Here is a 23,124-nt window from a genome sequence, read left to right as displayed (position 1 = left end):
GGTTATCAGTTGTCAAGGCGGCGCTTGATAGCGCGAACCAGCGTTACAATCCACGACACAATCACCAGTCCAACCAGAATGAAAAAGATCGTGTCAGCCAGCGTTTTGTGCGCTTCGCTCCACTCAGGGAATCGAAACACTACGATTGCCGCATACGCCATTGGAATGATAAAGCGTGTTTTGATGAGCAGCAGGATCAACTGCGGGATCAGGAGCAGAAGTCCAAATCCACCGAGCATTATAGTATCTACTGCTTCAACCTCCGGTGCTCTCCATCGTACATACCTCATATAAGCCGCCTCCTTTGTTTTGCGATATGCTCTATTTCTTCAAGTATATCATATCATAATTTCCATTATTTGTCAAGCATTATTGACGAGGTTTTTCATGTTTTTATGGTAGCACAGAGTGTGTACCATAAAACGGACTTTCTCGCTGCCGAGGTTACTTTGTTAGGTAGTCGCTTAAATTGCCATCGCCTGTACGCACCAGCGCTGGCTGGGCACATCACGCACGCAAGTAATCAGTGTGATGATGTTCGCATCGGATGGGTCAAGCACGCTTGTATCGGTCTTAGCAATCTTGCGAACGCTGTATACCTTGTAGGTGCGCGTTCCGAAAATGGTGGTATAGGAGATTGTATCACCGTTTTTCAGCGTGTGGATATTGCCGAAGTAGCCGTAGCTGCCCCGATTGTGACCGCACATTGCGACATTGCCGTCCCAGCCGCTTGTACCCTCAAAGTGTGCCGCACCGAGCCGCATATTGGCAATGGTTTCGCCGTCGTATACCTTTTTGTTTACACCGATGGACGGAATAGACAGCTTTCCGATACTGCCGTCCGAATACTTCATACCGGAGGTAGAAGTATAACCGGAGCCGTAGGCTGCATCTGCGCCGCCACCCGTATAACCGCCGAGTGAATCGGTTGCCGATACAGCTCCCGTACCAGTGCTGATCTCATAGATCGGTGCACTGGATACGGTCGTATTCTCCGCATCCGGCGGCATGATGATCTCGCCGCCGCCCGACATTGCACCATTCGAGGTGACAGTCTGACCGAAATTCGCCTGCGTGGAGTGCGGGAACATCGGCTCAACGCCCGAAATATCCGGCGTAAGCAGCTCACCTGTGCCGAGAATATCCGCCTGCGGCGAGCCGAATTCCGGCGGGATAAATGCGCTGTTCTTGGAAATATCGCGGTTGACACTATCCGCACCAATCGTCGTTACCGGGTCAATCGAGGTGGACTTGCCAAAGTTACCAGCCGATGCACCCGAAAAATTGTAGGTCAGGTTAGAGGCGAATGCGGGGTACTCACCATCATCGTCAGCGCCATCGCGCTGGACAGGAGCGTCCTGCTCAGGGAATTCCGGTTCCACATCTTCCAGACCGGCGTAATCCTCGGTTTCGTCCACTGCATCGGCGCTTTCAGCAGCGATTTCATCGGTGTTGCCGAACTGCTGTTCTTCTGCCGGAGCTGCGAGTGCGGGGATACTGTGCTTACCGCCCTTGCGTTTCCTGCGGTTTCGGATCGCGGCTTTGACTTTTTCAAGCGGCCCGAAAATCTGCTGGCGCTCTCGCTCCCGTTCTTCCTCTGCTTGTCTTTCACTTTTTATCCTCTCCGTTTCATTGTTGATTTTTTCGCGGACAGCCTGCGCGCCCATCTGCATCTGCCGCATCATACGGCGGCACATCGGAGGTCGGAACGCGAACAGAAGCATCAGGATACCAAAGACGGCACACAGCACCCAACTGATAAGCGGCGCTTTGTGCTCATCATTCCGGCTGTCCTGCTGCTCCTGCTCCGGGTCGATCAGACCGGTTAAGTCCGGCGGATCTTCCTCGTGTCCCTGTTCTTCCTCCGGGATTGCCGGAATTTCTTCAATCGGCGTGCCGCTATATACGGCGATGTAGCGCACGCCCTCGTTGTTCCGGCGAGATACCTCACCGGCATAGGTAGCTGTAACTGTGTAGCCGGTCGTGCGGCTGGAGGTCGCGGTGCCGGTATAGCTTACAACAGCAGTGTAAGTGGTCTGAACTGTTCCGAAGTTATCCGCTTCATCGTTTGCTTCTTTCCACTCAACATCGGCAAAGCGCAGGGTATGTCCGTTTTCTGTAATGCTCTTTGGGATGCTCTCCATATCCATTTCGCTCATACCGGGGTATTCACGAGTAGCGCTCAAATCGTTTGATACGCTCTCCGTACCTGCAACCTTAGTGGAGATGCTGGAAATATCGAGATAAGCTGTGCCGGTATAACCGTCTGTTGTGCTGACGGATTTGCTTTTCGGCAGCAGCGACAGCACATCATTGGTGTTATTGCTGCTGGAGCTGACCGTCACCGTTTCCGAATGAACCTTGCGATCCATCTCCGGCAGTTCGATTTTCAGAAGATCCTCAAAAGTGTACTTAAAGCCGCCACGCTCAAAATCCGCTTGCGGGATTTTATCCGGCGAGGTGGTTTTGCCCACATCGTAGATCTTCTTCAGCTGCAAGCCGTCCGAGCTTGTCTGCACATCGCTGGGCAGCAGCTCTCCGGTGGCCGCATCGGTGTTGGCTGTCTGGTTGGTCGCTGTAACCGCCGTCCCTACGGTGCTCTGGGTTGCAGTTCCGGTCGCTGCCGGTGCTTCTGCCGCCAGCGCTCCGGCCTGCATTGCGCACGCCGCTGCCAGCAGGGTGGCGGTCGCGCAAAATTTTTTGATCTTCACTTTCTCACTCCTCATTTATTTTGTCAGATCGTTGATGGAATGTTTCGGCTGGTACTGCTTGTCCTTGGTGTGCTGCGGCGTATGTGTGGCACGCGCTTTAATATCCGCAATGCGCTGCCGAATAGATACTTTTCCTTTGCCGCTCGGCTTCGGGGCCGCAGCCTTTCTTTCCTCGGATCTATCCTCCGACTTAGACTGCTCCGCTTTGTCCGTTTCCTGTGTCTGTTCCGGCGGCATCAGCAAACGCTTCAATTCATCTGTGACCGCAATAAGTGCTGCCTGGCACTCATGAACATTACCGCCGTTTGCCAGCACACCTCTCAGAGCGGTAAGCTGTGTCAGCATCATATTTGCCTGATCCTGCGTGATACCATTATTCGTAGTTTGAATAGGATTGATCGTCGGACTGTTCTTCGTCATCGCCGTAGTCATTGTTGATGCCAGTTCGCGCGCCATTGTATTTTCGGATTTCTGCAACACGCTGGCGAACGGACTGGCGTTCTGTTTTTTTTCGTCGATACCCGGCAAAATCTCGATACCTGCGTCCTTGCGAATCTTATTTGCAAGCTCTGCATCTTCGGTCTTGATGACAACATTTGTAGTCGCTGGGTTCTGCGGGTCAGGGATATAGCCACAGGCTAATTTGTGCTTCTTTGCCAGTTCGGCAAACTTCGTCAAACTGTCTGTGTTAATAGGAAATGCTGTGATCTGTTTGCCTTGCTCCAGCATTTTTGCCACATTGGTTCTTCCACCCATGTGGACTTCATTTCTCACAGCCGCGATCAGCAGCATTGCGAGGTTTACTGCTCCGGTTGCCGCGAGTTTGACTGCGGATTCGGTCAGCATGATCTCCATGCGCAGCACTCGTTCCGCCGCTTCTGCTTCTACCGACATTTGGTTTCACTTCCTTACTATGTTCATCTTCATTTCTTTCAATACGCTGCCACTCAGTGTTTGCTGTTTCCAGCCGTTCCTCCATGGCGGGCGCGTTTTCTAAAACCGTCTTACAGGTACGCTGCTTTTTTCGCAGCACACGCAGTTCTTCGGTCAATCCTTTGGTCTGCGCTTTGAGCGTCTGCTTATCAGCATCCGGCTTTCGACATTCTGCATACAGATGTTTTCTCCTGTCTGTCAAAACATAAATTTCATTCGATAGCGCTTCTTCGTACAGGTTCACATCTGCTTTCGTGTTCAGTCGATTATCACGCAAGAAATAATACTGCTGCGAATATCGCTCCAGTTTCTTTAACTCATCGAGCATTACGCCGCGGACTGCGCGCGGTGCTTTGCGCGCGCGCACCTTACTAAGCATATAAACATAGCGCCAGTACAAGGCACGAATGCCGCGCAGCGTAAGCCGCCGATGCGGAATGATTGTCCATGGCAGCGCGTAATATTTCTTTCGGTGTTTTCTCTGCTGATAGATTTGCTGAAAGGATCTCCGGTTTGCCGCAACTTCGCTTTTGTCGGCGGCTTCCAGCCGCTTCACAAGTTCGCGCGGTGTGTATTCCTCACCAAGCGATTTCATGCGAATAAAACGTTTACCGTTTGGCGGGCGAATGGCAGCGTACTTGCGCTTTTCATTGAACTTGATTTCGTAGCCGCGCAGCCTGAGCAGTTCCCAAAAATTATTGAGCGAATGTGACTGCTTGAGCACGACATCAATATCACGCCGGATCTCATTTCGGATTGTTGGGCGGTACTCCTGTTCGGCTTTCCATTCCGCATAGTGCTTGGCCTTGCGGGTCTTGGGATCATCGATAACCGACAGGTGATGCGCTCGGCAAATCTCATCAGAAATTTCCCGCAGCTTGTAGAAACTTGCCGGTGTGGATTGGAACTTGTGACCGTCCACGAACGACACTGAATTGAGGATTATGTGGTTGTGTATATGCGCATGATCTGTGTGAGTGCCTATCACAACTTCAAAATCTTCTGCGAAGCATCGCTCGATAAATTCGCACCCAACTTGGTGTGCTTCCTCCGGCGTGACTTCACCCGGCTTGAACGACTGAATGTAATGATAGCCGAGGACTTTATCCGTTTTCTTTTCGTGCTGCTTGGTTTCCATCATCTGCTGATAGGCTTCATCACACGCGCAAGTGAAACCGGAAGTCAGCGTGTCCTTAATTCCGAAGAAACTGTGAAAACCTTGGCACGCCGTTTTCTCCGGGTTCATTATATACTTGATGCGGTCATTTAATTGGTTTCGTCCACCCGTTGCCCGGATGACATGAATTTGCAAAACCGCCATTAGTTCAACCTCTCCAGCTGCTGCTCGATTTTCTCCTGTGCTGCGGAAATTTGACGCAAAGTTTCAAGCGATACCTTGCCGGAAATGTGTGCAAGGCGCGTGATCTGATTGATATTTCGACCAACACCTTTGACCTGTTTTTGCAGGTCTGCAACAAACGCATTTGGATAGATTTTGATTTCGCCATATACCAGTAATCTGCGAAAATACTCAGCCATCGACAAATTGCTTTCACGCAATTTTCGCCGGAGCAGCATAAGTTCATCATCGTCCAAACGGAACTTAATTTGGTGTACTCGCTTTCTCATTTTTAACAATTCCTTGTTCTATGGTCGCTTGGGGGTATTAGGGGGTATCCCCTTAACAAGCCGGTTTTTGGGTACCCAAAAACCTATGCTTGCGAAAGTTCTAACCTTTAGCGCGATAAAGTGCTCTCGCGCGTCCCGCGCGAGGGTGATTTTTTTCCGTTTTGCAGTTTAACACAAAGCTGATCGTTGAAATCTTTCACTTTGGGAACACAGGTTCGCACTTCAAGATTTTCCGGAAACCGCTGACGCAGCATCGTAAAAATTCTGCGCGCTGCGGTCTGTCCGGCTGCGTCGTTATCGAAGCAAAGAACGACCCGCTTAAAAGAAAAAGTATTGAGCGTTCGCTCCAGTGCAGCAGGCAGTTTGCTCTCCGATGCTGTCACACCGCCGAGCGCAAGATAGTTGTCTTTCTTCCAATCCAGACCCTCAAACTTTCGCAGCGTTGCAATGGAAAGCGCATCAATCGCAGCTTCGCAAACAAACAAGGTTTTACCGCTGCCGCGTAGAAAAAATCCGTAACTTTTATCACTGCCGGTTGCTTCTTGACGGAAGTGTGAACCGGTGAGCGTACCACGCAGGAAAGCGTACTTCGCAGTGCCGTTTTCGTCCTTGCCAACGAACACAGCATTGTGATGCTGCGCGTCCTCATACAGCAGATTATTCTTGATACAGTGATTGATGATCTCTGCCGCAATGCCGCGCGACCGATGCAGGTATGCAAACACGCGACGGTTGCCGTTATTCTTTGGCGGCAGGGCGAATGCTGTGCGCTCAGGCGGCTTTGCTTTGTGCTCTGCCTGCGTGGCGGGGATCGTCTTAAAATCCTCACCGGCCAGTGTGCGCACTGCATCCTGAAAACTCATGCCATGAACGGCTTGAAGAAAGCCGATTGCATCGCCGCCGCCCTTGTTCTGTGAGAACCAGTTCCATCGACCATCTGCTGAGATACGCATACTGTCATGAGATTTCAGTGTCCATGACTGACCAATACGTTTCAGCTCTCCGGGCGGCTCATACTGCTGCAAGAACTGCACAAGGTCAATGCTGCGTGCGCGTTCGATCTGCTCGTCAGTCACGCGGCGGTTCGCGTTCGTTGTCATGCGCATTTCCTCCGTCCTTAGTATCTGCTGACGGGCGCTCTGCTGCTAACAGGTCAAGCAGCGTCTGCGCATCGTCATAGGTTGGTGCAATCTCACTGATCTTTTCAAGCAGAGCGCGTTCCTGCAACTGTTTGCGCTTCTCGGTAAGCTGCGAGAGCTTCTCCTGATACGCTTTGATTTTGGTCTGCACCTTCAAAATATCAGTTTCTATGCGTTTGATCTGTTCACTGGTACTTGCCATATACAATCCCTCCTTTCTTTGTTTTCTCGTGCGTCAGTATTGAGCCGCTGACGCTCGCTGTTATCTTCCCTTTATCCTAACGGATTTCAACTTCCGGCGCTTGCTTCACAGGAGCGCACCCATGCTGTTCGGTTATCAAGGTACAGCAGAGGATTTTGTAAAAGTGCAAAAAAGTTATGAATTTCGGTTATCGGAAATAGCACCTTAAAATAAAAGCCTCTACTATACTCATATAGAGGGGGGGGTGTAACACTTTTTCGATGATTGTTCACAATTTGTTTACAAAATTTCAGACTTACTAAACATAGTGTCTGATAAAATTCGACTTGAGAGCATAGAAAAAAGGTCGAATTGCTTCGACCTTTGAAATATTGATTTTGAACTTTTTTGACCACTTAGAGCCGTTTTCGAGAAAATCGTAAAGTTGATTATTGGACTGGGTGAACCGTGGTTGTGTCCGGTTCATCGCTGCGACCGACCAGCATCGGATGCAGCCAGCGCAGAACGACTTTGCGGCTTTCCGGCTTGGACTTACTGCCAGTCCAAAAGTGGTGCCAGTGTCCGCGACGAGTGTGCGTGCGAATGTGGCCGCTGCGCCGACGAGCAGTGCCGCGCTGCTGTGCTTTGGTGTTTTTCTCCTCGGCCTGCGCTCGGCGCAAGGCCGAGCCGATTGCCAGACCGGTATCATATGACTGCACCTCGCGGAACCTGTCGCGGATCGGTGCGGCAGCCGAACGTGGGCGGTATGTCTGCGCCGGTGTCGATGCTATATCCGCATTAGCGGCGCAGATATATAAGTACAAATTCAGGTATCGCAAAATAGTGGTGCGGTCTAAATTTACCTCATAGCCGTCCGGATGTTTTGCTCGGTTTGCCGCTTTGGTCGTTGCATTGATGCAATCGCCAACCGTCAGGCCATTAAGATATAGCGGCATAGTCAAGGTACTGAAAGTTTTGTACACCACACAAACGTAAAAGACAGGTGTTCCTTTATCCATATCTCGCACGATAAACGGGAAGAAACCGATAATCTCCGGGTCAATAACGCCGGAACAGGAGATAAAAGCACAGCGGTACGGCGGATGCAGCAGTACCTCGATCGGCAGATTATCACTATCGTCCCACTCGTCGGCCTGCTGTACAAGCTCTGCGGCCAGCGTATCATCAAAGGTGTACACGACCTTGTTGCGCCGCCAAAGCGCACAGCAGAAAAGCTCGAACGATGCGTGCGAGATCTCCACGGGCAGAGCACCATTTACAGCGTGTGCCTGTACAATGCTCATAGCTGCATACAGTTCCGCATCCGCAGCCATATTAGAGGGCTGCGTTGCACGGGTTTTATCGGCCAGCTCGTCTAAATCCTCCCAGCAATGCGGAATAAGGTTGCTCCATTGCCGCACCAGCGGCAATGGAGTGTTTTGCTCAGTCAACATATGATTTTCCTCTTTCTTTATGCACGCTGTACGCGCTGCGTGTCGATGGCCTGTACTTCGGCTTCGGTGTAATAATCAGCATCAGCCGGGATCGCAAATTCCAGTACGCCGATGTGATGACTGGTAATCAGCATCGGATACAATTCCTTATCCAGCGCTCGTGCCCACACTTGCGAAACCGGTGCTCCTGCATCTTCGCAAAGCACCTTGCGGCGTACCTCAACAGGCGCACCCGGCAACAGCGGAACGCGGCTGTATACACCGTCTTTCAGCCGCAGCATATTCACACCGGGCACTGACGGGGTTAAAGAGAAAAACTGAAGTTTCATGGTTGCTATCCTCCTTGTAGCTTCTGTTATATCAGAGGGAGCGGCGGCTCCCTCTGATATACCCGATCTGTCTTGCATCAGTCCCACAGGTGGCGCTTTGTAAATGCCTTTTGTCTGTGGGACGGATCGCGGTCAGACTGCCGTGGCGTTGCCCGGTGATGTCCCAACTATCACTGCGGGAGCTTTTGCCGGGCTGGGCAGGACCGTTCACTCGTCCTCGCTTTCCTCGCCGTAATTATCCGGTACGAGGTCGAGATCGTCGTACCAGAGTTCAACGCCGTTAAGGATGTAATCCGGGTCACACGAGTTTTCGGCTTCGAGGGGCTCTGCACCTACGAGGTCGAGGGCTTCGTCGAGGGTCATGCTGTGGTTGGTAAGGATGTTGGCAATGGTTTCGCCGGTTTCATTACTGATGATTTTCATGGTTTTCCTCCTTGATTCTATGCTGTTGGTTGGTGTTCTGTATCTCTTCTATAACGCCATTTTGGCGTGTTGTCAAGAGAAATTGCGCCAAAATGGATGTTGCTTAGCGGTTATCATAAGCGCATAGAGCCTCGCATAGCTCGCGCGTCGGGCACTGAGAGCAGTCGCACTCCGATATGATAACGTTTTCGCACAGTACTATCTTTTAGCCGATACGAGTGAAATATGAAACCGTTTTACCGCGAGTTACCTTGATCTGGTTCCACGCCCAGCCGTTTTCATCGTTCGCATTGCTTTCCAGCATAAGCTGTTCGCCGCTCTGCTTCAAAAAGTGCATCTGCAACAGCAGATCGACAAGTTCGTTTGCATCAATCGTCCGAGTTCTGATCTCGCCATTCGGACAGATTGTGCGCTGCTCATACTTATGGTTCATTTTCAGACTTCCTCCCTTGATTTTAGTGCCTTACTCGGGTTATAATCAAGGTACAGCCGGAGTAAGGCTTCCGGCTGGCCTTTTGATTTTTGGCTTGCGGTGTGGCTTTGGTCGGCGTTACCGCAAGCCATTTTCATTACTTGCTGATATGCTCAATGCAAGCAATGATTTCGTCGGGCGTATGCCCCTTGGATTTCAGCCATTCGATCAGTCTGGCGATTTCCTTACAGGTCATTTCCTCCATGCTACCTCACTTCCTTTCAGATCAGAGGTTTTACTCTCCTTGCCTTACAAGTATATTATAAACCATTCGGTTATATTGTCAACCCTTTAGTTGATATTTATAAACTAAAATATTGACATTTTATACTTTTTGGTTTATACTTCATTGCAAGGGGGTAATATTATGACAACAAAACAAATCGTAAAGCAGGCGCTCGCATACTGCGATCTATCCAATGCCGAATTAGCTCGTCGATTAGACTGGTCACCACAACTGTTGAGCAAGCGCCTTTCCACCGGAAAACTTTCACCAGAAGAATGGACTGCTATCGGAGAAGCCATCGGCGCAGAAGCAAAGATCTGTTTTCAATTCCCCGATGGAACTGTAATTCCATAAACAAAAAAGACTGCTTACGCAGTCTTTTTCTTTTTTCTTTAATTCGTATATTAGCAACTGACACAATATGTTGTATTGTTGTTATCTACATATCACAGATATTGATTTTTGTTTGCTTTTACCAAAGATTTATCATATATAATGTGTTATAATCTTTTGCATACCACAATATATAGGGGATAGATATAATGAGTGCAACTATTCAACGATACCGAAAAGGACAACACTTAAAGCAAACACAACGCCTGCTGATTGAGCATCTACGCTTACAGGGTCATAGCACACGCGATATAGCAGATGTTGTTGGATGCAGCCATGTAACTGTATGCAACGAGTTAAAACGCGGTCAGTATGAACACACAAATTCCGACCTGACTACGGAAATTAGATATTCGCCGGAAATTGCAGAGCAGCGTTATCAGACTAATCTTGCAGCTAAAGGTGCACAGGTCAAGATTGGACACGATCACAAGCTCGCTAAGGCTTTGGAAACTCTGGTCATCAAAAAGAATTACTCGCCCTCGGCGGCAGTGGCCGAATTGAACAACAAAGGCTGGGATTTTGATGTGAAAATTTGTGCGCGCACCGTATACAACTATATTGATACCGGCGTTCTGAATATCAACAGAACAGATTTGCCCATGAAAGGTAGACAGAAGCGCAAATATAGACGTATCAAAACACAGAAGCGTGTATCTGCCGGAACCAGCATTGATTATCGCCCAGAGGAAGTAGATGAGCGTACAACGCTCGGCCATTGGGAGATGGATACTGTGTATACCACCACGAAAAAGGCAAAAGCCGTTCGGCTGAAACCGGCCTTACTCGTACTGACGGAGCGCCTGTCGCGCAAAGAACTCATTATCAAGATGCGCGACCGTACCTCTGCCAGCGTAGTTCGTGCGCTCAATCGTCTTGAACGCAGTATGGGTGCAAAGAAATTCACAGATACTTTCCGAACGATCACCGTAGATAACGGCAGCGAATTTGCCAATGTGGATGGCATGGAGAACTCCGGCCTGCGCAAGAGTGAGAAGCGCACGAAAGTCTATTACTGTCATGCCCACCATAGCTGGGAGCGTGGTTCTAACGAGAACGCTAATCGTCTAATCCGGCGATGGTTTCCAAAAGGTACTGACTTCTCCAAGGTGACGGCAGCACAGATCGCTGCCTTGCAGGACTGGATCAATAACTATCCACGCAAGGTTCTCAGCTGGGCAACCTCCAATACAGTGTACGAACTGTATATGCAGCAGCAGGAATAAGCCGTCAAAATCGCATATTTTCTCATTTTAGGAGTGGCGAAAAAAGTCACTCCTTGTTGGCGTGCTTAAAATACCTCGAATTACCCCAAAAAAGTGCTGATAAAGCGTAAAAAGTAAAGGCATTGTGTATGATGTACACAATGCCTAAAAATCTTCTATCAATTTGTGTTAATTTTACTCTTGCTACTCAGCTTTTTCCCAAAAGTTTTTGCGTATAGCTTGCTCTCCCCTTGTCCATACTGAATCCCGAGGTGAATTTCCATGAAGTATTTCTGCAATCTTACAGCACTGTTGTCCATTGATCAAACGGCTAACAACTGTTTTTACGCACTTTCTCCGGAAATCCGACAGCGCATTCTTCCGCATAGCGCACAGCTGCACACGCGTGAGGAACTGCTGCTCTGCGCCTTCCGCCTGCTGCTGCCGCAGGTACAGCAATAGTAAAAATCCCGAAGCCTATCGCCTCGGGATTTCTTTTTATTTCGCCGCCAACAAGCACGCGTACCGCAGTTTAAGACGCATTTTCCAGCTTTTCTTCACATTTCTTCCCCAAAGCCGCTGCACGAACAGATCGAGCGCGCGCTCCTCGAACGGCTCAAGCGCGATGCCGCCGTATATGGTTTTCTCAAGCAGACCGTTCACACGCTCGTACTCTCCGGGCTTAACCGACGGCAGCGTGTCCGCAAGCGCCTTATCGGTCGCTGCGGTCTCCCAGCCGAGCGCCGCGTCAATTCCCCAGAGGGAAATCAGCTTGAACATCAGCTTCTGCGACTGCCGCACACGCTCCTCAATCGACATTCTGCGCCGTCTGCGTTCCGCATTCCACAGCAGGAACATGCGCGTCAGCTCCATCGCGCACAGCAGCAGCGTGAACAGCACAATAATTATGCCGGCAATACCGAATCCAACCGCAGCCACGTTTTTCACCACAGTCAGCGGCTTGGACTGCTCGGAACCACCGATGCCGGACGGCTCGACCACCTGATCCGCACCTGACCGATCTTCGTCGATAGCCGCAGTTTTGCGCACCGTATCCGGCAGGCTGACCATCTGCTGCAGCGCAACCGCGTCAAAATAGTAACCCGGCGTCGCATCAACCGGCAGCCAGCCGATACCGTCAAAATAGACCTCAGCCCATGCATGTGCGTCCTGACCGGTCAGCGCAGCTGTTCCGTCCGCGCTGCTCTGCGTTTTGGCAATCGGCAGATAGTAACCTTCCGCGTAACGTGCGGGAATGCCGTGTGCCCGCAGCGCCTGCACGGTCGCTGAGGCATAAAGCACTGCATTGCCCTTCCGCGAGTCTGTCAGAAAATATGCAATCGGGTCCGCATTATTCGGTGCGGCTCCGGCAGCCTCGCTGTAGCGCACCTGCGCTTTCAGCACCTCGCGGATGCGGCTGAGCGCACTGTAAACGCCGTCATTTTCATCATCATAATCCTGCCAGAACAGACGGTTCAGCATAGGCAGCAAATCCTCGTCCGCTGCGGTATATGCATCATACACAAAGCTGCGATAGACCGACTCTGCTTCCGCATAGGCTGTCTGCTCCTCGGTCTGCGGGCTGCTGACCCAGCTCTCCGCGACCATGAGCTACGACGGCCGCGTACCCGAAACCTCGATCACCGTATAATTGCGGGTACCGAACAGACCGCGCCCCTTGAGCAGCGTGTCTCTGCGTTCGTGCACGGCACCGTCCGTTACCTTTTCCATCGAAGCCGGTGCATACACCGCGTCGCGCGAAGCGTTCTGCACCGATACCTCGACCGTGTTGGCTGCCGGTGCATCGCCGGTCAGCCGTTAATATGCCGCCGACTGTGTAAACGGGTCAAGACCCTGTGTCTGCACCCACTCGCCGTTCTTTGTCCGAGGACGGTCTCGAACGGCTGCGCTCCGGCCCACGCACGGTATCTCTTCCAGACGGAAACGCCTTTCTGCCCGTCCTCCAGCACGTCCGCAAGCAGCATAACATCCTGCCGGAGCTGCTCGAACGTCACACCGAGCAGGCTCTGCATATCGTCTGCCGCACAAATCGGCAGCAGGTCGTGCTGACGCATGATACGGCATACGTCATTGCTCTGTCGATCCATGTTGTACAGCAGAATCTCATCTGCCCGCCGGAGTGCGCTCCTTTTTTTATCCGTGCACTGCCTGCGGTTCCGCAGCGCAGCACACAGGAGCACAACCCCCAGCAGTGCCTCAGCACAGCCGATCACCACCAGCGGAAAGTGCTCACCCAGCATTTCCAGCCAATCCGTTATGTGCATTCCTTCACCTGTCAAATTCCATTTTTACTCTTTTCTATATTTTTCATCCAGTCGATACCTACATATCCATTTATACATAACAGCTCCTATATCTGTCGATTTACAACATTTTCCCCCAATGCAACCGCTCTCTCCGACAAATTTCTCCCCCAAAAAAGCACAAAAAGGATACAGAACAGTACCGTTCTGTATCCTCTTGTATCAATCCGGTTTTAAGCTGAATTACAGCTTTGCCAGCTCGGATGCGATCAGCTTGTTGATGATCTGCGGGTTGCCCTGACCCTTGGAAGCCTTCATGCACTGGCCTACGAGGAAGCCGGTAACATTCTTGCCTGCCTTGAAATCGGCAACAGCCTTTTCGTTCTTGGCGATAACGTCCTGTACGATGGCGAGGATAGCGCCCTCGTCGGATACCTGCTTGAGACCCATGCGGTCAACGATGGCCTCAACGGTCTCGTCGGTCTCGAACATGCTCGGCAGAACCTTCTTGCCGGCGTTGCCGGAGATGATGCCCGCCTCGATTAGCTTGACCAGAGCAACCAGCTTGTCTGCGGTCATCTTGGTCTCGCGGAGGCTTACGCCCTTGTCGTTCAGGTACTTGGAGATATCGGACAGGATCCAGTTTGCGGCAGCCTTGGGCTTAACCTGCTTTGCGGCAGCGTCGAGCAGCTCGGCCTTCTCAAAGCTGTCGGACAGCAGACGCGCCTCCATGGCGGTCATGCCGTACTCGTTGAGGTAACGCTCGTAACGGGTGATCGGCAGCTCCGGAACCTCGCTCTCGATCTGGTGCAGCCACTCGTCGGAGATCTCTACGGCGATCAGGTCCGGATCCGGGAAGTAACGATAGTCCTGCGCATCTTCCTTGGTACGCATTACCGTGTTCTTCAGCTTTACGTCATCCCAGCGGCGGGTCTCCTGCTGGATTTCGCCGCCGTTCTCTACAACCTCGATCTGACGGGCAATCTCGTAGTCGATCGCACGGACCGCACCGGAGAAGGTGTTGATGTTCTTCATCTCGACACGGGTGCCCAGCTCGGTGGAGCCTTCCGGACGGATGGAAACGTTTACGTCGCAGCGGATGGAGCCTTCCTCCATCTTGCAGTCGCAGATGTCGAGGTAGGACAGCGTGGTCTTGATCATTTCAAGGAATTCCTTTGCCTCGGCAGAGGAATGCAGGTCGGGACGGGTTACCATCTCGATCAGCGGTACGCCGCAGCGGTTGAAGTCAACGATGGTGCCGTCGATCTCGTCATGCAGCAGCTTGCCCGCATCCTCCTCGAAGTGGATGCGCTCGAGACGGCAGGAGTGCTTCACGCCGTCCACATAGAAGAATACCTCGCCGTTCTCGCAGATCGGCACATCAAACTGAGAGATCTGATATGCCTTCGGCAGATCAGGGTAAAAATAGTTCTTACGGTCAGCCTTGCACAGCTGATTGATGGTGCAGCCGGTAGCCTTGCCCATCTTTGCGGCGTAGTGTACAACCTGCTTGTTGAGTACCGGCAGTGCGCCCGGCATACCGGTGCAGACCGGGCAGGTGTGGGTGTTGATCGGTGCGCCGAAGCCAGTGGAGCACGAGCAGTAGATCTTGCTCTTGGTGGACAGCTCCGCATGCACTTCCAGACCGATGACAGCTTCGTATTTCATGTTTGTCTTCCTCCCTTACAGTGCAGCGATGATGTTCTTGAGACCGGACGCCTGCTCAAAAGCCAGACCGGCGTTCAGCAGCGTCTGCTCGCCGAAGCGCGGACCGATGAGCTGCATGCCGACCGGCATGTGGTTCTCATCAAAACCGCACGGCTGAACCAGACCCGGCAGACCGGCGATATTGACGGAAACCGTGCAGATATCGCCTGCGTACATCTCGAGCGGATTGGTAGTCTTGGAGCCGATCTCGTAAGCCGTGGTCGGCGCAACCGGCGTCAGGATGACGTCGCACTTCTCAAATGCGTTTGCAAACTCCTCGCGGATCTTGCGCTGTGCGGCACGAGCCTTCTTGTAGTATGCATCGTAGTAGCCGGAGGACAGAACGTAGGTGCCCAGCATGATGCGGCGCTGTACCTCGGCGCCGAAGCCCTCGGAACGGCTCTTGGTGTACAGCTCGATGATGTCGTCGCCTGCATTCGGGGTACGGTAGCCGTACTTTACGCCATCGAAACGGGCAAGGTTGGAGGAAGCCTCTGCGGAAGAGAGGATGTAGTAGATCGGCAGTGCATACTCAACGAGCGGCAGAGAGATCTCGAATACCTCTGCGCCGAGTGCCTTGTACGCCTCTGCAGCCGCCATAACGTTCTTGCGAACGGCATCCGAGATGCCCTCGCCGAAATACTCCTTCGGCAGACCGATCTTGAGACCCTTGACGTCTGCGTTCAGGTTTGCGCGCAGCGAACCCTCAAACGGGGTCTTGACAGAGGTGGAATCGTGCAGCGGATCGTGACCGGTAACCGCATCGAGCAGCATGGCTGCGTCCTCGATGGAGCGGCCGAACGGGCCGATCTGGTCGAGAGAAGATGCGAATGCGATCAGACCGTAACGGGAAACCGCACCGTAGGTCGGCTTCATGCCGACAACGCCGCAGAAGGACGCCGGCTGACGGATAGAGCCGCCGGTATCCGAGCCGAGCGCCAGCGGAGCCTCGCCTGCTGCAACAACAGCAGCGGAGCCGCCGGAGGAACCGCCCGGTACACGGTCGAGACCATGCGGGTTGTGGGTCGGGTGCATAGCCGAATTCTCGCAGGAGGAGCCCATTGCGAACTCGTCCATGTTGGCCTTGCCGGTGATGACCGCATCGGAAGCAATCAGCTTCTCCATAACGGTTGCGTTATACGGCGGCTTGAAGCCCGCCAGCATCTTGGACGCGCAGGTGGTCAGCGTGCCCTTGGTGCAGATGTTGTCCTTAATTGCGATCGGAATACCGGCCAGCGCGGACAGCGTATCGCCGCTCGCGCGCTTCTTGTCAACCGCTTCTGCCTGTGCCAGCGCGGACTCCTCGGCTACGGTAACGTAGCCCTGAACCTTATCCTCTACCGCCTTGGTGCGGGCAAAAACGTCCTTTGCCAGCTCTACTGCGGAGATTTCCTTTTTGCCGAGCAGCTCGGACAGCTCGGACGCAGTTTTTTCGTAAAGTGCCATGATTCTGTCCCCTCCTTACTCGACAACACGCGGAACTGCTACGCCGCCGCACTGGAAGTCCGGTGCATTCGGCTCGATCAGCTCATCCGGTGTGAATTCCTGAATCACTTCGTCCTCGTGGAACGCATTCTTGCGCTCGGTGTTGATAACATCGGTGATATCGCCCAGATCAAGCTCAGCCAGCTTGTCCACCATTGCGACGATACCCTGCATGTCATCGGCCAGACGGTCGAAAATGCCGCCGGTCGAATCCAGACGTGCCAGGGACGCGATGTGCTCAATTTCTTTTCTGGAAATTGCCATGTCGTTTGCCTCCTAATTATTTATCTTAAATCTATGATACGAATTTTATGATCTATCGTAGGACGGGGTGCCCTACGGCATATCTTATTTAAGCGTTTCCGCTGCCTTCTTCAATCATCGTCTTAAACTCTTCCTCGGTCAGCACCGGAACACCCAACTCCGCCGCCTTCTGCAGCTTGCTGCCGGCATTCTCGCCTGCGACGACATAGCTGGTCTTTTTCGAGACCGAACCGGCCGCTTTGCCGCCGAGAGACTCGATCAGATCGTTGATCTCCTTGCGGGTATAGAGCGTCAGGCTGCCGGTTGCCACAATGGTCTTTCCGGCGAGCAGGTCGCTCTTTGCGGTCTTTTCACCGATGAAGTTGACGCCGTGCGCGCGCAGCTTTTCGATCAGCGTATGCGACTGCGGCAGCTCCCGCCAGGCGGCGATGCTCTCCGCGGTGGTCTGTCCGATGTCGCGTATCTCGGTCATCTCCTCAACCGGCGCAGTCAGCAGCGCATCGAGCGAGCCGAAGTGGTCGCTCAGGATGCGGCCCGCCTTCTGGCCGACATGCCGAATGCCGAACGCGAACAGCAGCCGCGACAGGTCGCGGGTCTTGCTGGCTTCAATCGAGCGGACAAGATTGTTCGCCCAGACGTCCACCTTTTTACCGAGCGGCAGCAGCTGCTCGACCGTCAGGTCGTACAGGTCAGCCGCCGACTTGACCAGTCCGGCGTCGATCAGCTTTTGCAGGTTGCCCTCGCCGCAGCCGTCGATGTCCATCGCGTCACGCGACGCAAAGTGCATCAGGTTGCGCAGCAGCTGTGCCGGACAGGACGCGCTCGTGCAGCGAATCGCGGCTTCGTCCTCGTCATCGTAGACCGGAGCGCCGCACACCGGACAGACCTTCGGGAACTCATACGGCACGGAATCCAGCGGACGCCGGTCCTTTTCCACGCCGATGATCTCCGGAATGATTTCTCCGGCTTTTCGGACGGAAACAATGTCGCCCACGCGGGCGTCCAGCTGACGGATAAAATCGCGGTTGTGCAGCGTTGCGCGCGAAACCGTTGTACCGGCAAGCCTTACCGGCTCAAGCACGGCATTCGGCGTCAGCACGCCGGTGCGCCCTACCGTGATGACGATATCCTTGAGCAGGGTCTGCTTGACCTCGGGCGGGTACTTGTACGCCGCCGCCCACCGAGGAAATTTCGCGGTCGAGCCGAGCGTTTCGCGCTGCGCGAAGGAATTGACCTTGACGACCGCGCCGTCAATGTCGAAATCCAGCTCACCGCGGGTCTCGCCCATGTTCTCAATCTCGCGCTGCACGTCCTGCGGGTCGGTGTAGACCGGATAGCGCGGACTTGTCGGGAAACCGAGGCTCTTGAGGTAATCGAGCGCCTGCACATGGCTTTCCAACGGCAGCTCGTCGCTGTTCTGGATGTTGAAGCAGAAGATGGACAGCTTTCTTTCCCGCGTAATTTTGCTGTCCTTCTGCCGCAGAGAACCCGCCGCCGCGTTGCGCGGATTGGCGAGGAGCGGCTTGTCGTGCAGCTCCAGTTCGGCGTTGAGGGCATCGAACACGGACTTTTTCATGTAGACCTCACCACGCACGATCAAATGCGGCGGCGCGTTCTCCAGCTTTTTCGGGATGTCCTTGATGGTTTTGAGGTTCTTGGTTACGTCCTCGCCCACCTGACCGTCACCGCGCGTCGCACCGCGGACGAACACGCCGTCCACATATTCAAGCGCGACCGAAAGGCCGTCAATCTTGTACTCGACAACGTACTCCGCCTGTCCGACGGCATTCTCCACACGGGAATAGAACTCGCCCAGCTCGTCAAACGAGAAAACATCCTGCAGACTTTCGAGCGGGTAGGCGTGCGTCACCTTGGCAAACCGGCTGCTCGCCGTGCCGCCGACCCGCTGGGTCGGAGAGTTCGCGTCCGCCATCTCCGGATGCTCGGCCTCGAGCGTGCGAAGCTGACGCTGCAGCATATCGTACTCATAGTCGGTGATCTCGGGCGCGTCCTCGTTATAGTATTTTTCGTTGTGATACCGCAGCTGCTCCCGCAGAGCGGTAATCTGCTCACGCACGTCCATAATAAAACTCCTTTGGTGTGAGCAAATACTCACACAGATTAAGTATACCAAATAACGAGCAGTTTTTGAAGTATTATTTTCCGATTTCGTGAGAAATATCCGAATTTTCCTCGTAATCGCGGATTTCGCCGAGCAGATCAGAGCCGGAGCCGCCGATATAGGTGTACCGTTCGGGCACCGTGCCGACGATAACCGTGTCCGTGACCGGGTATGTCGAGACGATTTCCCGGTCTTCCCCGCCAAACGGCGTGAGAATGCGGAAGCCGGCGTGTACCTCAATGAGAATCCGGTGGCGCGTCTGGTTGATGCCCGCCGAGGTAAACGCGCTGACGAACTGCGCCTCCATCTGAGCAAGCCCCGCAAGACCGACCTTCACCCTCGGGCCCATTCCGGTAAACAAATTGGGCGCAAATACCGTGCCGAGCGGCACCTCGGTCTGCGTTTCCTCCAGATAATCCAGCCGGTCAAACAGACCGTTGACGATACGCGCCTTCACCTTTCCGACTGCGATAATATCCGTACGCAAGGCCGTGATGCGGTTGTCGCTGTCGCGCTCAAGCACCACAAGTTCGGCAAATTCGTCCGGATGGGAGAAAACCTCGTCCTCCATCAAGGTGTTGATCTCCTTGATGGCGCTGTCCTCGCAGACGTTGACGGCGTACTCCATGAAAATGCGCTGAAAGCGTATGGTCAGCAGACCAAGACCAGCCGCTACTATCAGTATCAGTATGACAAGTGCCAGTCTCCTGCCGTTTTTCCGTCTGCGCCGCATAATACCACCCCATTCAGCGTATGCGGCATACGTTTGCATAATCACCTTGCCGCACCCTGCGGTAAAGCGTTACAATATATTTCTCTATTAAAAAACTGTCCTAAACCGTCCTAAACTGTTTTACTATTATTATCTGCCAATATATATTCCCCTTTTAACAGATTAGGACACATTAGGACGGTTATTTTACATAACCGCTTAACCGTCACGTTAATTGCTAACTACTAATTACCAATTTGCAATCACCAATTAACAAAAAAGAAGCACCCGATAAATCAGGTGCTTCTTTGCGCTTAACAGCTAAATGAGGAATTAGTCCTCGTAATCCTCGCCGTCCTCGAGCAGAGCACGGATAGACAGAGATACCTTCTTCTTCTCGTCGTTGATGTCGATGATCTTAGCCTCGACAACCTGGCCAACCTCCAGCTCGTCCTCCGGCTTTGCGATGCGGTGATCAGCGATCTGAGAAATGTGGATCAGACCGTCAACGCCCGGTACGATCTCAGCGAATGCGCCGAACGGCATGAACTTGAGGATCTTAACCTCAGCAACAGAGCCGATGTCGTACTTGGACTTGAATACGTTCCACGGATTATCCTCCTCGCGCTTGTAGCCGAGGGAGATCTTCTTGTTTTCCTTATCCAGACCGATAACGAATACCTTTACCTTGTCGCCAACAGAAACGACCTCGGACGGGTGCTTGATGCGGCCCCAGGACAGCTCGGAGATGTGAACCATGCCGTCCACGCCGCCGATGTCTACGAATGCGCCGTAGGAAGTCAGGGACTTAACGGTGCCGTCGTACTCGTTGCCGATCTCGATGGTGTTCCAGATCTGCTCAGCAGCAGCCTTGCGAGCCTCTCTCTGGATCTCACGGATAGAACCAACAACGCGCTTGCGCTGACGGTTGATCTCGGTGATATAGAAGGACTGCTTGGTCTTAACCAGCTGGCTCATCGGCTGATCCTTCGGTACGCCGGTCTGGGATGCCGGGATGAATACGCGAACGCCGTGTGCAGTTGCAACAACACCGCCGCGGTTCTCCTCAACGATAACACCCTCAACAACGGTGTGCTCCTCGTAAGCCTTCTCAACGGTCTCCCAGCCCTTCAGCTGATCAACGCGCTTCTTGGACAGAGTGATGGTACCCTCGCCGTCGTTTACGCGAACAACAACAGCTTCGATCTCGTCACCAACGTGGATGTTGGCAGCTACGTCATAGTTCGGGTCGTCAGACAGCTCACCCAGCGGGATATACGCAGTGTGCTTAACGCCCAGATCTACCTGTACGTCGTTATTGGAAATACCTACAACGGTGCCGGTTACCTTTTCTCCATTATTTAAAGTCTTGAAGGACTCCTCCAGCATTGCTGCAAAGTCCTCACCAGTTTCAATCTTGGTTTCTTCGCTCATCATGTTACTGACCTCCTTAATTATCCATGCCGGTGTGGATGCTCCCGCCGTGATCCCGATGTGCTGGTGCTGCCCGAGCTCCTGCGTAGTAAGCTCTGCCGCGTCTTCGATGTAGCGCACATCCGAGCACAGCGACCGGCTGATCTCATACAGCCGTTTGGTGTTGGAGCTTTTCTTATCTCCGATCACGATCATTTGATCCGATACACCGGCAAGCAGACGAGCCTCCGACTGGCGCTCATCCGTCGCTTTACATATTGTATCAAAAATTTTGAGGTTTGTACACCTTTTTTTTATAAGTCCTACGGAAATATTCCAAATTGACCGGTTAACGGTGGTCTGTGCGACCAGAGAAATGGGTTTATCTTCCATTTCAAGCCGTTCCGAGAAGGCTCTCGCCTGCTCCTCGCCCTCGAGCACGACCGACTCGCCGCACCAGCCCTGAATGCCCACAACCTCCGGATGTCCGGCGCTGCCGAGAATGACGATCAGCCGTCCGTCCGCGCTCTCTTTATCCGCAATTTTGTGTATTTTCCGCACAAAAGGGCAGGTTGCATCAAAGATTTCGCACTTTTTTGCTTGAAGCAACGTGTATACATTCCGTGGTACACCGTGCGCCCGAATGAGCACGCCGGCACCGTCCGGAATGTCCTCAAGCGCATACGCGGTGTACACACCGAGTTTCTCCAGCCGCTCGATTTCGTGCATGTTGTGAATGATTTCACCATAGGCATAAATTTTTCCGTTTTTTTTCGCCTGCTGCTCGGCGAGGTCCACGGCACGGCGTACGCCGAAGCAGAATCCGGCGGTCTTGGCTACCGTTACGCTCATACCTGCTCCTTCAGCGCGTAGATGCGGTGCAGGATATCATCCGCGATCAGGCCGTAGTCCTTCTGCTTCGGATCCGGCGTGAACGGCTTGCCGATCACGACCGTGGCTCTGCAGCGGAAACGCTTGCCCTCGGTGATATACATCGGCAGGATCGGCGCCCGGGTCTTGACCGCCAGCATGGCCGCACCTTTCTTGGTTTCGCCCTCGGCGGCGTGGCGTGTGCCCTGCGGGAAGATGATGAGCTTCTGACCGGCACGAACCGAGCCGAGCGCGGTCTTGATGGCGGTGATATCCGCGCCCTCGCGGTCGATCGGAAAAGCGCCGAGCGCCGCAATCAGCCACGCGAATATCTTCTTCCGGAACAGCTCCTTTTTCGCCATCAGGCGCAACGGCGTCTTGCCGCCGAGTGCGACCGCCGCAAACGGCGGGTCGGACAGCTGCACATGGTTCGGACAGACAACACAGCCGCCCTCCGGGATGTTTTCGCGTCCGATCACGCGATAGCCAAAGAAAATATGGAACGCCAGCGCTACCAGCGGCACAACCAAAGCCTGGAACCAGCGGTGGTACTTGAATTTCATGCCTTTTCCTCCGTTTTTTCACGAATAATATGCAGAACGGCCGCTATGCTCTCCTCGAGCGTCAGGCTGCTCGTGTCCAGCAGAACCGCATCGTCCGCCTGTTTGAGCGGCGCAACGGCTCTCGTCATGTCCTGCCTGTCGCGCTCGTTGATATCGTGCAGGATGCCGTCCATCGTCACCTGCTGGCCCTTCTCAATCAGCTCTTTATAGCGACGCTCCGCGCGAGACTGCGCAGACGCGGTCAGGAAAATCTTGACCGGCGCATCCGGCAGGATGACCGTGCCGATGTCGCGGCCGTCCATCAGGATGCTGCTGTTTTTCGCCATATTGCGCTGGGTTTCCAGCAGAAACCGGCGTACTTCCGGCACCGCGGACACCTTGGACGCGTAGTACGAAATCTCCGGTGTGCGGATGGCTTCGGAGACATCCTCGCCGTTCAGGAGAACGTGCTGTGCGCCGTCCTGATAGGTCAGCTGAATGGCAATCTCCGGCAGGGTTGCGATAATACCTGCCGTATCCTCTCCGGCAATGCCCCTGCGGCACACCGCCAGACCGATGGAACGATACATCGCACCCGTATCCACATATACATAGCCGAGTTTTGCCGCGGCAGCACGCGCCACGGTGGA

At 53.3% G+C, this 23,124-nt stretch carries 25 protein-coding genes; 3 read left to right on the top strand and 22 right to left on the bottom strand.

What is annotated here, in order from left to right; genetic code table 11:
• Window positions 1–5: 5 nt before the first annotated feature.
• The 11 genes from DXB00_RS09115 to DXB00_RS09065 all read right to left on the bottom strand — a co-directional run bounded on the left by DXB00_RS09115 (window position 6) and on the right by DXB00_RS09065 (window position 9,232).
• A complete protein-coding gene (locus DXB00_RS09115; RefSeq protein ID WP_118686810.1) occupies window positions 6–290 on the bottom strand; it encodes a hypothetical protein in 285 nt (94 codons plus the stop codon).
• 174 nt (window positions 291–464) lie between these two features.
• A complete protein-coding gene (locus DXB00_RS09110) occupies window positions 465–2,711 on the bottom strand; it encodes a class D sortase (RefSeq protein WP_158581289.1) in 2,247 nt (748 codons plus the stop codon).
• Between the two features lie 15 nt (window positions 2,712–2,726).
• Window positions 2,727–3,467 (bottom strand): DUF3801 domain-containing protein, encoded by a 741-nt coding sequence (locus DXB00_RS17205; RefSeq protein WP_243107188.1) that lies wholly within the window; start codon window positions 3,465–3,467, stop codon window positions 2,727–2,729.
• A 7-nt stretch (window positions 3,468–3,474) separates the two neighbouring features.
• The gene (locus DXB00_RS09100) at window positions 3,475–4,965 is read right to left on the bottom strand and encodes a relaxase/mobilization nuclease domain-containing protein (protein WP_119214809.1); all 1,491 of its coding nucleotides are present in this window, start codon (window positions 4,963–4,965) and stop codon (window positions 3,475–3,477) included.
• Window positions 4,965–5,273 carry a plasmid mobilization protein gene (locus DXB00_RS09095; RefSeq protein ID WP_116705701.1) on the bottom strand — a complete coding sequence of 103 codons (309 nt, stop codon included), beginning with the start codon at window positions 5,271–5,273 and terminating at the stop codon, window positions 4,965–4,967. The genes DXB00_RS09100 and DXB00_RS09095 overlap by 1 nt, the downstream gene beginning before the upstream one ends.
• Before the next feature lie 107 nt (window positions 5,274–5,380).
• Window positions 5,381–6,373 carry a DUF3991 and toprim domain-containing protein gene (locus tag DXB00_RS09090; RefSeq protein WP_158581288.1) on the bottom strand — a complete coding sequence of 331 codons (993 nt, stop codon included), beginning with the start codon at window positions 6,371–6,373 and terminating at the stop codon, window positions 5,381–5,383.
• Window positions 6,342–6,614, bottom strand: a complete 273-nt coding sequence (locus tag DXB00_RS09085; RefSeq protein ID WP_116705703.1) for a hypothetical protein — start codon at window positions 6,612–6,614, stop codon at window positions 6,342–6,344. The genes DXB00_RS09090 and DXB00_RS09085 overlap by 32 nt, the downstream gene beginning before the upstream one ends.
• 428 nt (window positions 6,615–7,042) lie before the next feature.
• A complete protein-coding gene (locus DXB00_RS09080; RefSeq protein ID WP_117488170.1) occupies window positions 7,043–8,047 on the bottom strand; it encodes an AcrVA2 family anti-CRISPR protein in 1,005 nt (334 codons plus the stop codon).
• Between the two features lie 17 nt (window positions 8,048–8,064).
• Window positions 8,065–8,376: a hypothetical protein gene (locus DXB00_RS09075; protein WP_117488168.1), complete on the bottom strand. Its 312-nt coding sequence runs from the start codon at window positions 8,374–8,376 to the stop codon at window positions 8,065–8,067.
• Between the two features lie 207 nt (window positions 8,377–8,583).
• The gene (locus DXB00_RS09070) at window positions 8,584–8,799 is read right to left on the bottom strand and encodes a hypothetical protein (RefSeq protein WP_116705646.1); all 216 of its coding nucleotides are present in this window, start codon (window positions 8,797–8,799) and stop codon (window positions 8,584–8,586) included.
• Between the two features lie 205 nt (window positions 8,800–9,004).
• Window positions 9,005–9,232, bottom strand: coding sequence for a hypothetical protein (locus DXB00_RS09065; RefSeq protein ID WP_116705647.1), 228 nt, complete (start codon window positions 9,230–9,232; stop codon window positions 9,005–9,007).
• A 406-nt stretch (window positions 9,233–9,638) separates the two neighbouring features.
• Between DXB00_RS09065 and DXB00_RS09060 the strand changes: the two genes are divergently transcribed.
• The 3 genes from DXB00_RS09060 (at window position 9,639) to DXB00_RS09050 (ending at window position 11,557) form a co-directional block, all read left to right on the top strand.
• Complete coding sequence (locus DXB00_RS09060) at window positions 9,639–9,851, top strand: hypothetical protein (RefSeq protein WP_117488166.1); 213 nt, start codon at window positions 9,639–9,641, stop codon at window positions 9,849–9,851.
• 188 nt (window positions 9,852–10,039) lie between these two features.
• Window positions 10,040–11,116: an IS30 family transposase gene (locus DXB00_RS09055; RefSeq protein WP_117751798.1), complete on the top strand. Its 1,077-nt coding sequence runs from the start codon at window positions 10,040–10,042 to the stop codon at window positions 11,114–11,116.
• 261 nt (window positions 11,117–11,377) lie between these two features.
• Window positions 11,378–11,557, top strand: coding sequence for a hypothetical protein (locus DXB00_RS09050; protein ID WP_118648416.1), 180 nt, complete (start codon window positions 11,378–11,380; stop codon window positions 11,555–11,557).
• 36 nt (window positions 11,558–11,593) lie between these two features.
• Here the strand turns inward: DXB00_RS09050 and DXB00_RS09045 are convergent, their stop codons facing one another.
• From DXB00_RS09045 to cmk, 11 genes are all read right to left on the bottom strand, one after another.
• Window positions 11,594–12,703: a transglutaminase-like domain-containing protein gene (locus DXB00_RS09045; protein ID WP_118730312.1), complete on the bottom strand. Its 1,110-nt coding sequence runs from the start codon at window positions 12,701–12,703 to the stop codon at window positions 11,594–11,596.
• A 3-nt stretch (window positions 12,704–12,706) separates the two neighbouring features.
• Entirely contained in the window at window positions 12,707–12,868 is a 162-nt protein-coding gene (locus DXB00_RS16365; RefSeq protein ID WP_158578389.1) for a hypothetical protein, read from the bottom strand.
• Window positions 12,869–12,906: 38 nt separating this feature from the next.
• A complete protein-coding gene (locus DXB00_RS09040; RefSeq protein ID WP_119214808.1) occupies window positions 12,907–13,380 on the bottom strand; it encodes a hypothetical protein in 474 nt (157 codons plus the stop codon).
• Between the two features lie 222 nt (window positions 13,381–13,602).
• Complete coding sequence (gene gatB / locus DXB00_RS09035) at window positions 13,603–15,027, bottom strand: Asp-tRNA(Asn)/Glu-tRNA(Gln) amidotransferase subunit GatB (protein WP_117751995.1); 1,425 nt, start codon at window positions 15,025–15,027, stop codon at window positions 13,603–13,605.
• Window positions 15,028–15,042: 15 nt separating this feature from the next.
• Window positions 15,043–16,512, bottom strand: a complete 1,470-nt coding sequence (gene gatA, locus DXB00_RS09030) for an Asp-tRNA(Asn)/Glu-tRNA(Gln) amidotransferase subunit GatA (protein ID WP_118564634.1) — start codon at window positions 16,510–16,512, stop codon at window positions 15,043–15,045.
• A gap of 15 nt (window positions 16,513–16,527) precedes the next feature.
• The gene (gene gatC / locus DXB00_RS09025; protein ID WP_110436649.1) at window positions 16,528–16,815 is read right to left on the bottom strand and encodes an Asp-tRNA(Asn)/Glu-tRNA(Gln) amidotransferase subunit GatC; all 288 of its coding nucleotides are present in this window, start codon (window positions 16,813–16,815) and stop codon (window positions 16,528–16,530) included.
• Between the two features lie 88 nt (window positions 16,816–16,903).
• A complete protein-coding gene (gene ligA / locus DXB00_RS09020; RefSeq protein ID WP_118730310.1) occupies window positions 16,904–18,898 on the bottom strand; it encodes an NAD-dependent DNA ligase LigA in 1,995 nt (664 codons plus the stop codon).
• A gap of 73 nt (window positions 18,899–18,971) precedes the next feature.
• The gene (yunB, locus tag DXB00_RS09015) at window positions 18,972–19,709 is read right to left on the bottom strand and encodes a sporulation protein YunB (RefSeq protein WP_118730309.1); all 738 of its coding nucleotides are present in this window, start codon (window positions 19,707–19,709) and stop codon (window positions 18,972–18,974) included.
• A 273-nt stretch (window positions 19,710–19,982) separates the two neighbouring features.
• A complete protein-coding gene (locus DXB00_RS09010) occupies window positions 19,983–21,914 on the bottom strand; it encodes a bifunctional 4-hydroxy-3-methylbut-2-enyl diphosphate reductase/30S ribosomal protein S1 (protein WP_118730308.1) in 1,932 nt (643 codons plus the stop codon).
• Entirely contained in the window at window positions 21,911–22,495 is a 585-nt protein-coding gene (locus tag DXB00_RS09005; protein ID WP_118730307.1) for a lysophospholipid acyltransferase family protein, read from the bottom strand. The genes DXB00_RS09010 and DXB00_RS09005 overlap by 4 nt, the downstream gene beginning before the upstream one ends.
• Window positions 22,492–23,118 carry a (d)CMP kinase gene (gene cmk / locus DXB00_RS09000; RefSeq protein ID WP_330427925.1) on the bottom strand — a complete coding sequence of 209 codons (627 nt, stop codon included), beginning with the start codon at window positions 23,116–23,118 and terminating at the stop codon, window positions 22,492–22,494. Before cmk ends, DXB00_RS09005 begins: the two co-directional genes overlap by 4 nt.
• Between the last annotated feature and the right edge of the window lie 6 nt (window positions 23,119–23,124).

The sequence above is a fragment of the Butyricicoccus sp. OF10-2 genome (assembly GCF_003481925.1).
GTDB lineage: Bacteria > Bacillota > Clostridia > Oscillospirales > Butyricicoccaceae > Agathobaculum > Agathobaculum butyriciproducens.
This window is presented reverse-complemented; position numbering and strand designations above follow the sequence as displayed.

Coding starts and splice junctions, on each gene's coding strand:
- DXB00_RS09065 (WP_116705647.1), bottom strand. CDS start 9,232: ATGAACCATAAGTATGAGCAGCGCACAATCTGTCCGAATGGCGAGATC.
- DXB00_RS09095 (WP_116705701.1), bottom strand. CDS start 5,273: ATGAGAAAGCGAGTACACCAAATTAAGTTCCGTTTGGACGATGATGAA.
- DXB00_RS09115 (WP_118686810.1), bottom strand. CDS start 290: ATGAGGTATGTACGATGGAGAGCACCGGAGGTTGAAGCAGTAGATACT.
- DXB00_RS09090 (WP_158581288.1), bottom strand. CDS start 6,373: ATGACAACGAACGCGAACCGCCGCGTGACTGACGAGCAGATCGAACGC.
- DXB00_RS09040 (WP_119214808.1), bottom strand. CDS start 13,380: ATGCACATAACGGATTGGCTGGAAATGCTGGGTGAGCACTTTCCGCTG.
- DXB00_RS09085 (WP_116705703.1), bottom strand. CDS start 6,614: ATGGCAAGTACCAGTGAACAGATCAAACGCATAGAAACTGATATTTTG.
- DXB00_RS09045 (WP_118730312.1), bottom strand. CDS start 12,703: ATGGTCGCGGAGAGCTGGGTCAGCAGCCCGCAGACCGAGGAGCAGACA.
- DXB00_RS09100 (WP_119214809.1), bottom strand. CDS start 4,965: ATGGCGGTTTTGCAAATTCATGTCATCCGGGCAACGGGTGGACGAAAC.
- DXB00_RS09080 (WP_117488170.1), bottom strand. CDS start 8,047: ATGTTGACTGAGCAAAACACTCCATTGCCGCTGGTGCGGCAATGGAGC.
- DXB00_RS09075 (WP_117488168.1), bottom strand. CDS start 8,376: ATGAAACTTCAGTTTTTCTCTTTAACCCCGTCAGTGCCCGGTGTGAAT.
- gatC (WP_110436649.1), bottom strand. CDS start 16,815: ATGGCAATTTCCAGAAAAGAAATTGAGCACATCGCGTCCCTGGCACGT.
- DXB00_RS09070 (WP_116705646.1), bottom strand. CDS start 8,799: ATGAAAATCATCAGTAATGAAACCGGCGAAACCATTGCCAACATCCTT.
- DXB00_RS09060 (WP_117488166.1), top strand. CDS start 9,639: ATGACAACAAAACAAATCGTAAAGCAGGCGCTCGCATACTGCGATCTA.
- yunB (WP_118730309.1), bottom strand. CDS start 19,709: ATGCAAACGTATGCCGCATACGCTGAATGGGGTGGTATTATGCGGCGC.
- DXB00_RS09055 (WP_117751798.1), top strand. CDS start 10,040: ATGAGTGCAACTATTCAACGATACCGAAAAGGACAACACTTAAAGCAA.
- gatA (WP_118564634.1), bottom strand. CDS start 16,512: ATGGCACTTTACGAAAAAACTGCGTCCGAGCTGTCCGAGCTGCTCGGC.
- DXB00_RS09050 (WP_118648416.1), top strand. CDS start 11,378: ATGAAGTATTTCTGCAATCTTACAGCACTGTTGTCCATTGATCAAACG.
- DXB00_RS09005 (WP_118730307.1), bottom strand. CDS start 22,495: ATGAAATTCAAGTACCACCGCTGGTTCCAGGCTTTGGTTGTGCCGCTG.
- DXB00_RS09010 (WP_118730308.1), bottom strand. CDS start 21,914: ATGAGCGTAACGGTAGCCAAGACCGCCGGATTCTGCTTCGGCGTACGC.
- gatB (WP_117751995.1), bottom strand. CDS start 15,027: ATGAAATACGAAGCTGTCATCGGTCTGGAAGTGCATGCGGAGCTGTCC.
- DXB00_RS17205 (WP_243107188.1), bottom strand. CDS start 3,467: ATGGGTGGAAGAACCAATGTGGCAAAAATGCTGGAGCAAGGCAAACAG.
- ligA (WP_118730310.1), bottom strand. CDS start 18,898: ATGGACGTGCGTGAGCAGATTACCGCTCTGCGGGAGCAGCTGCGGTAT.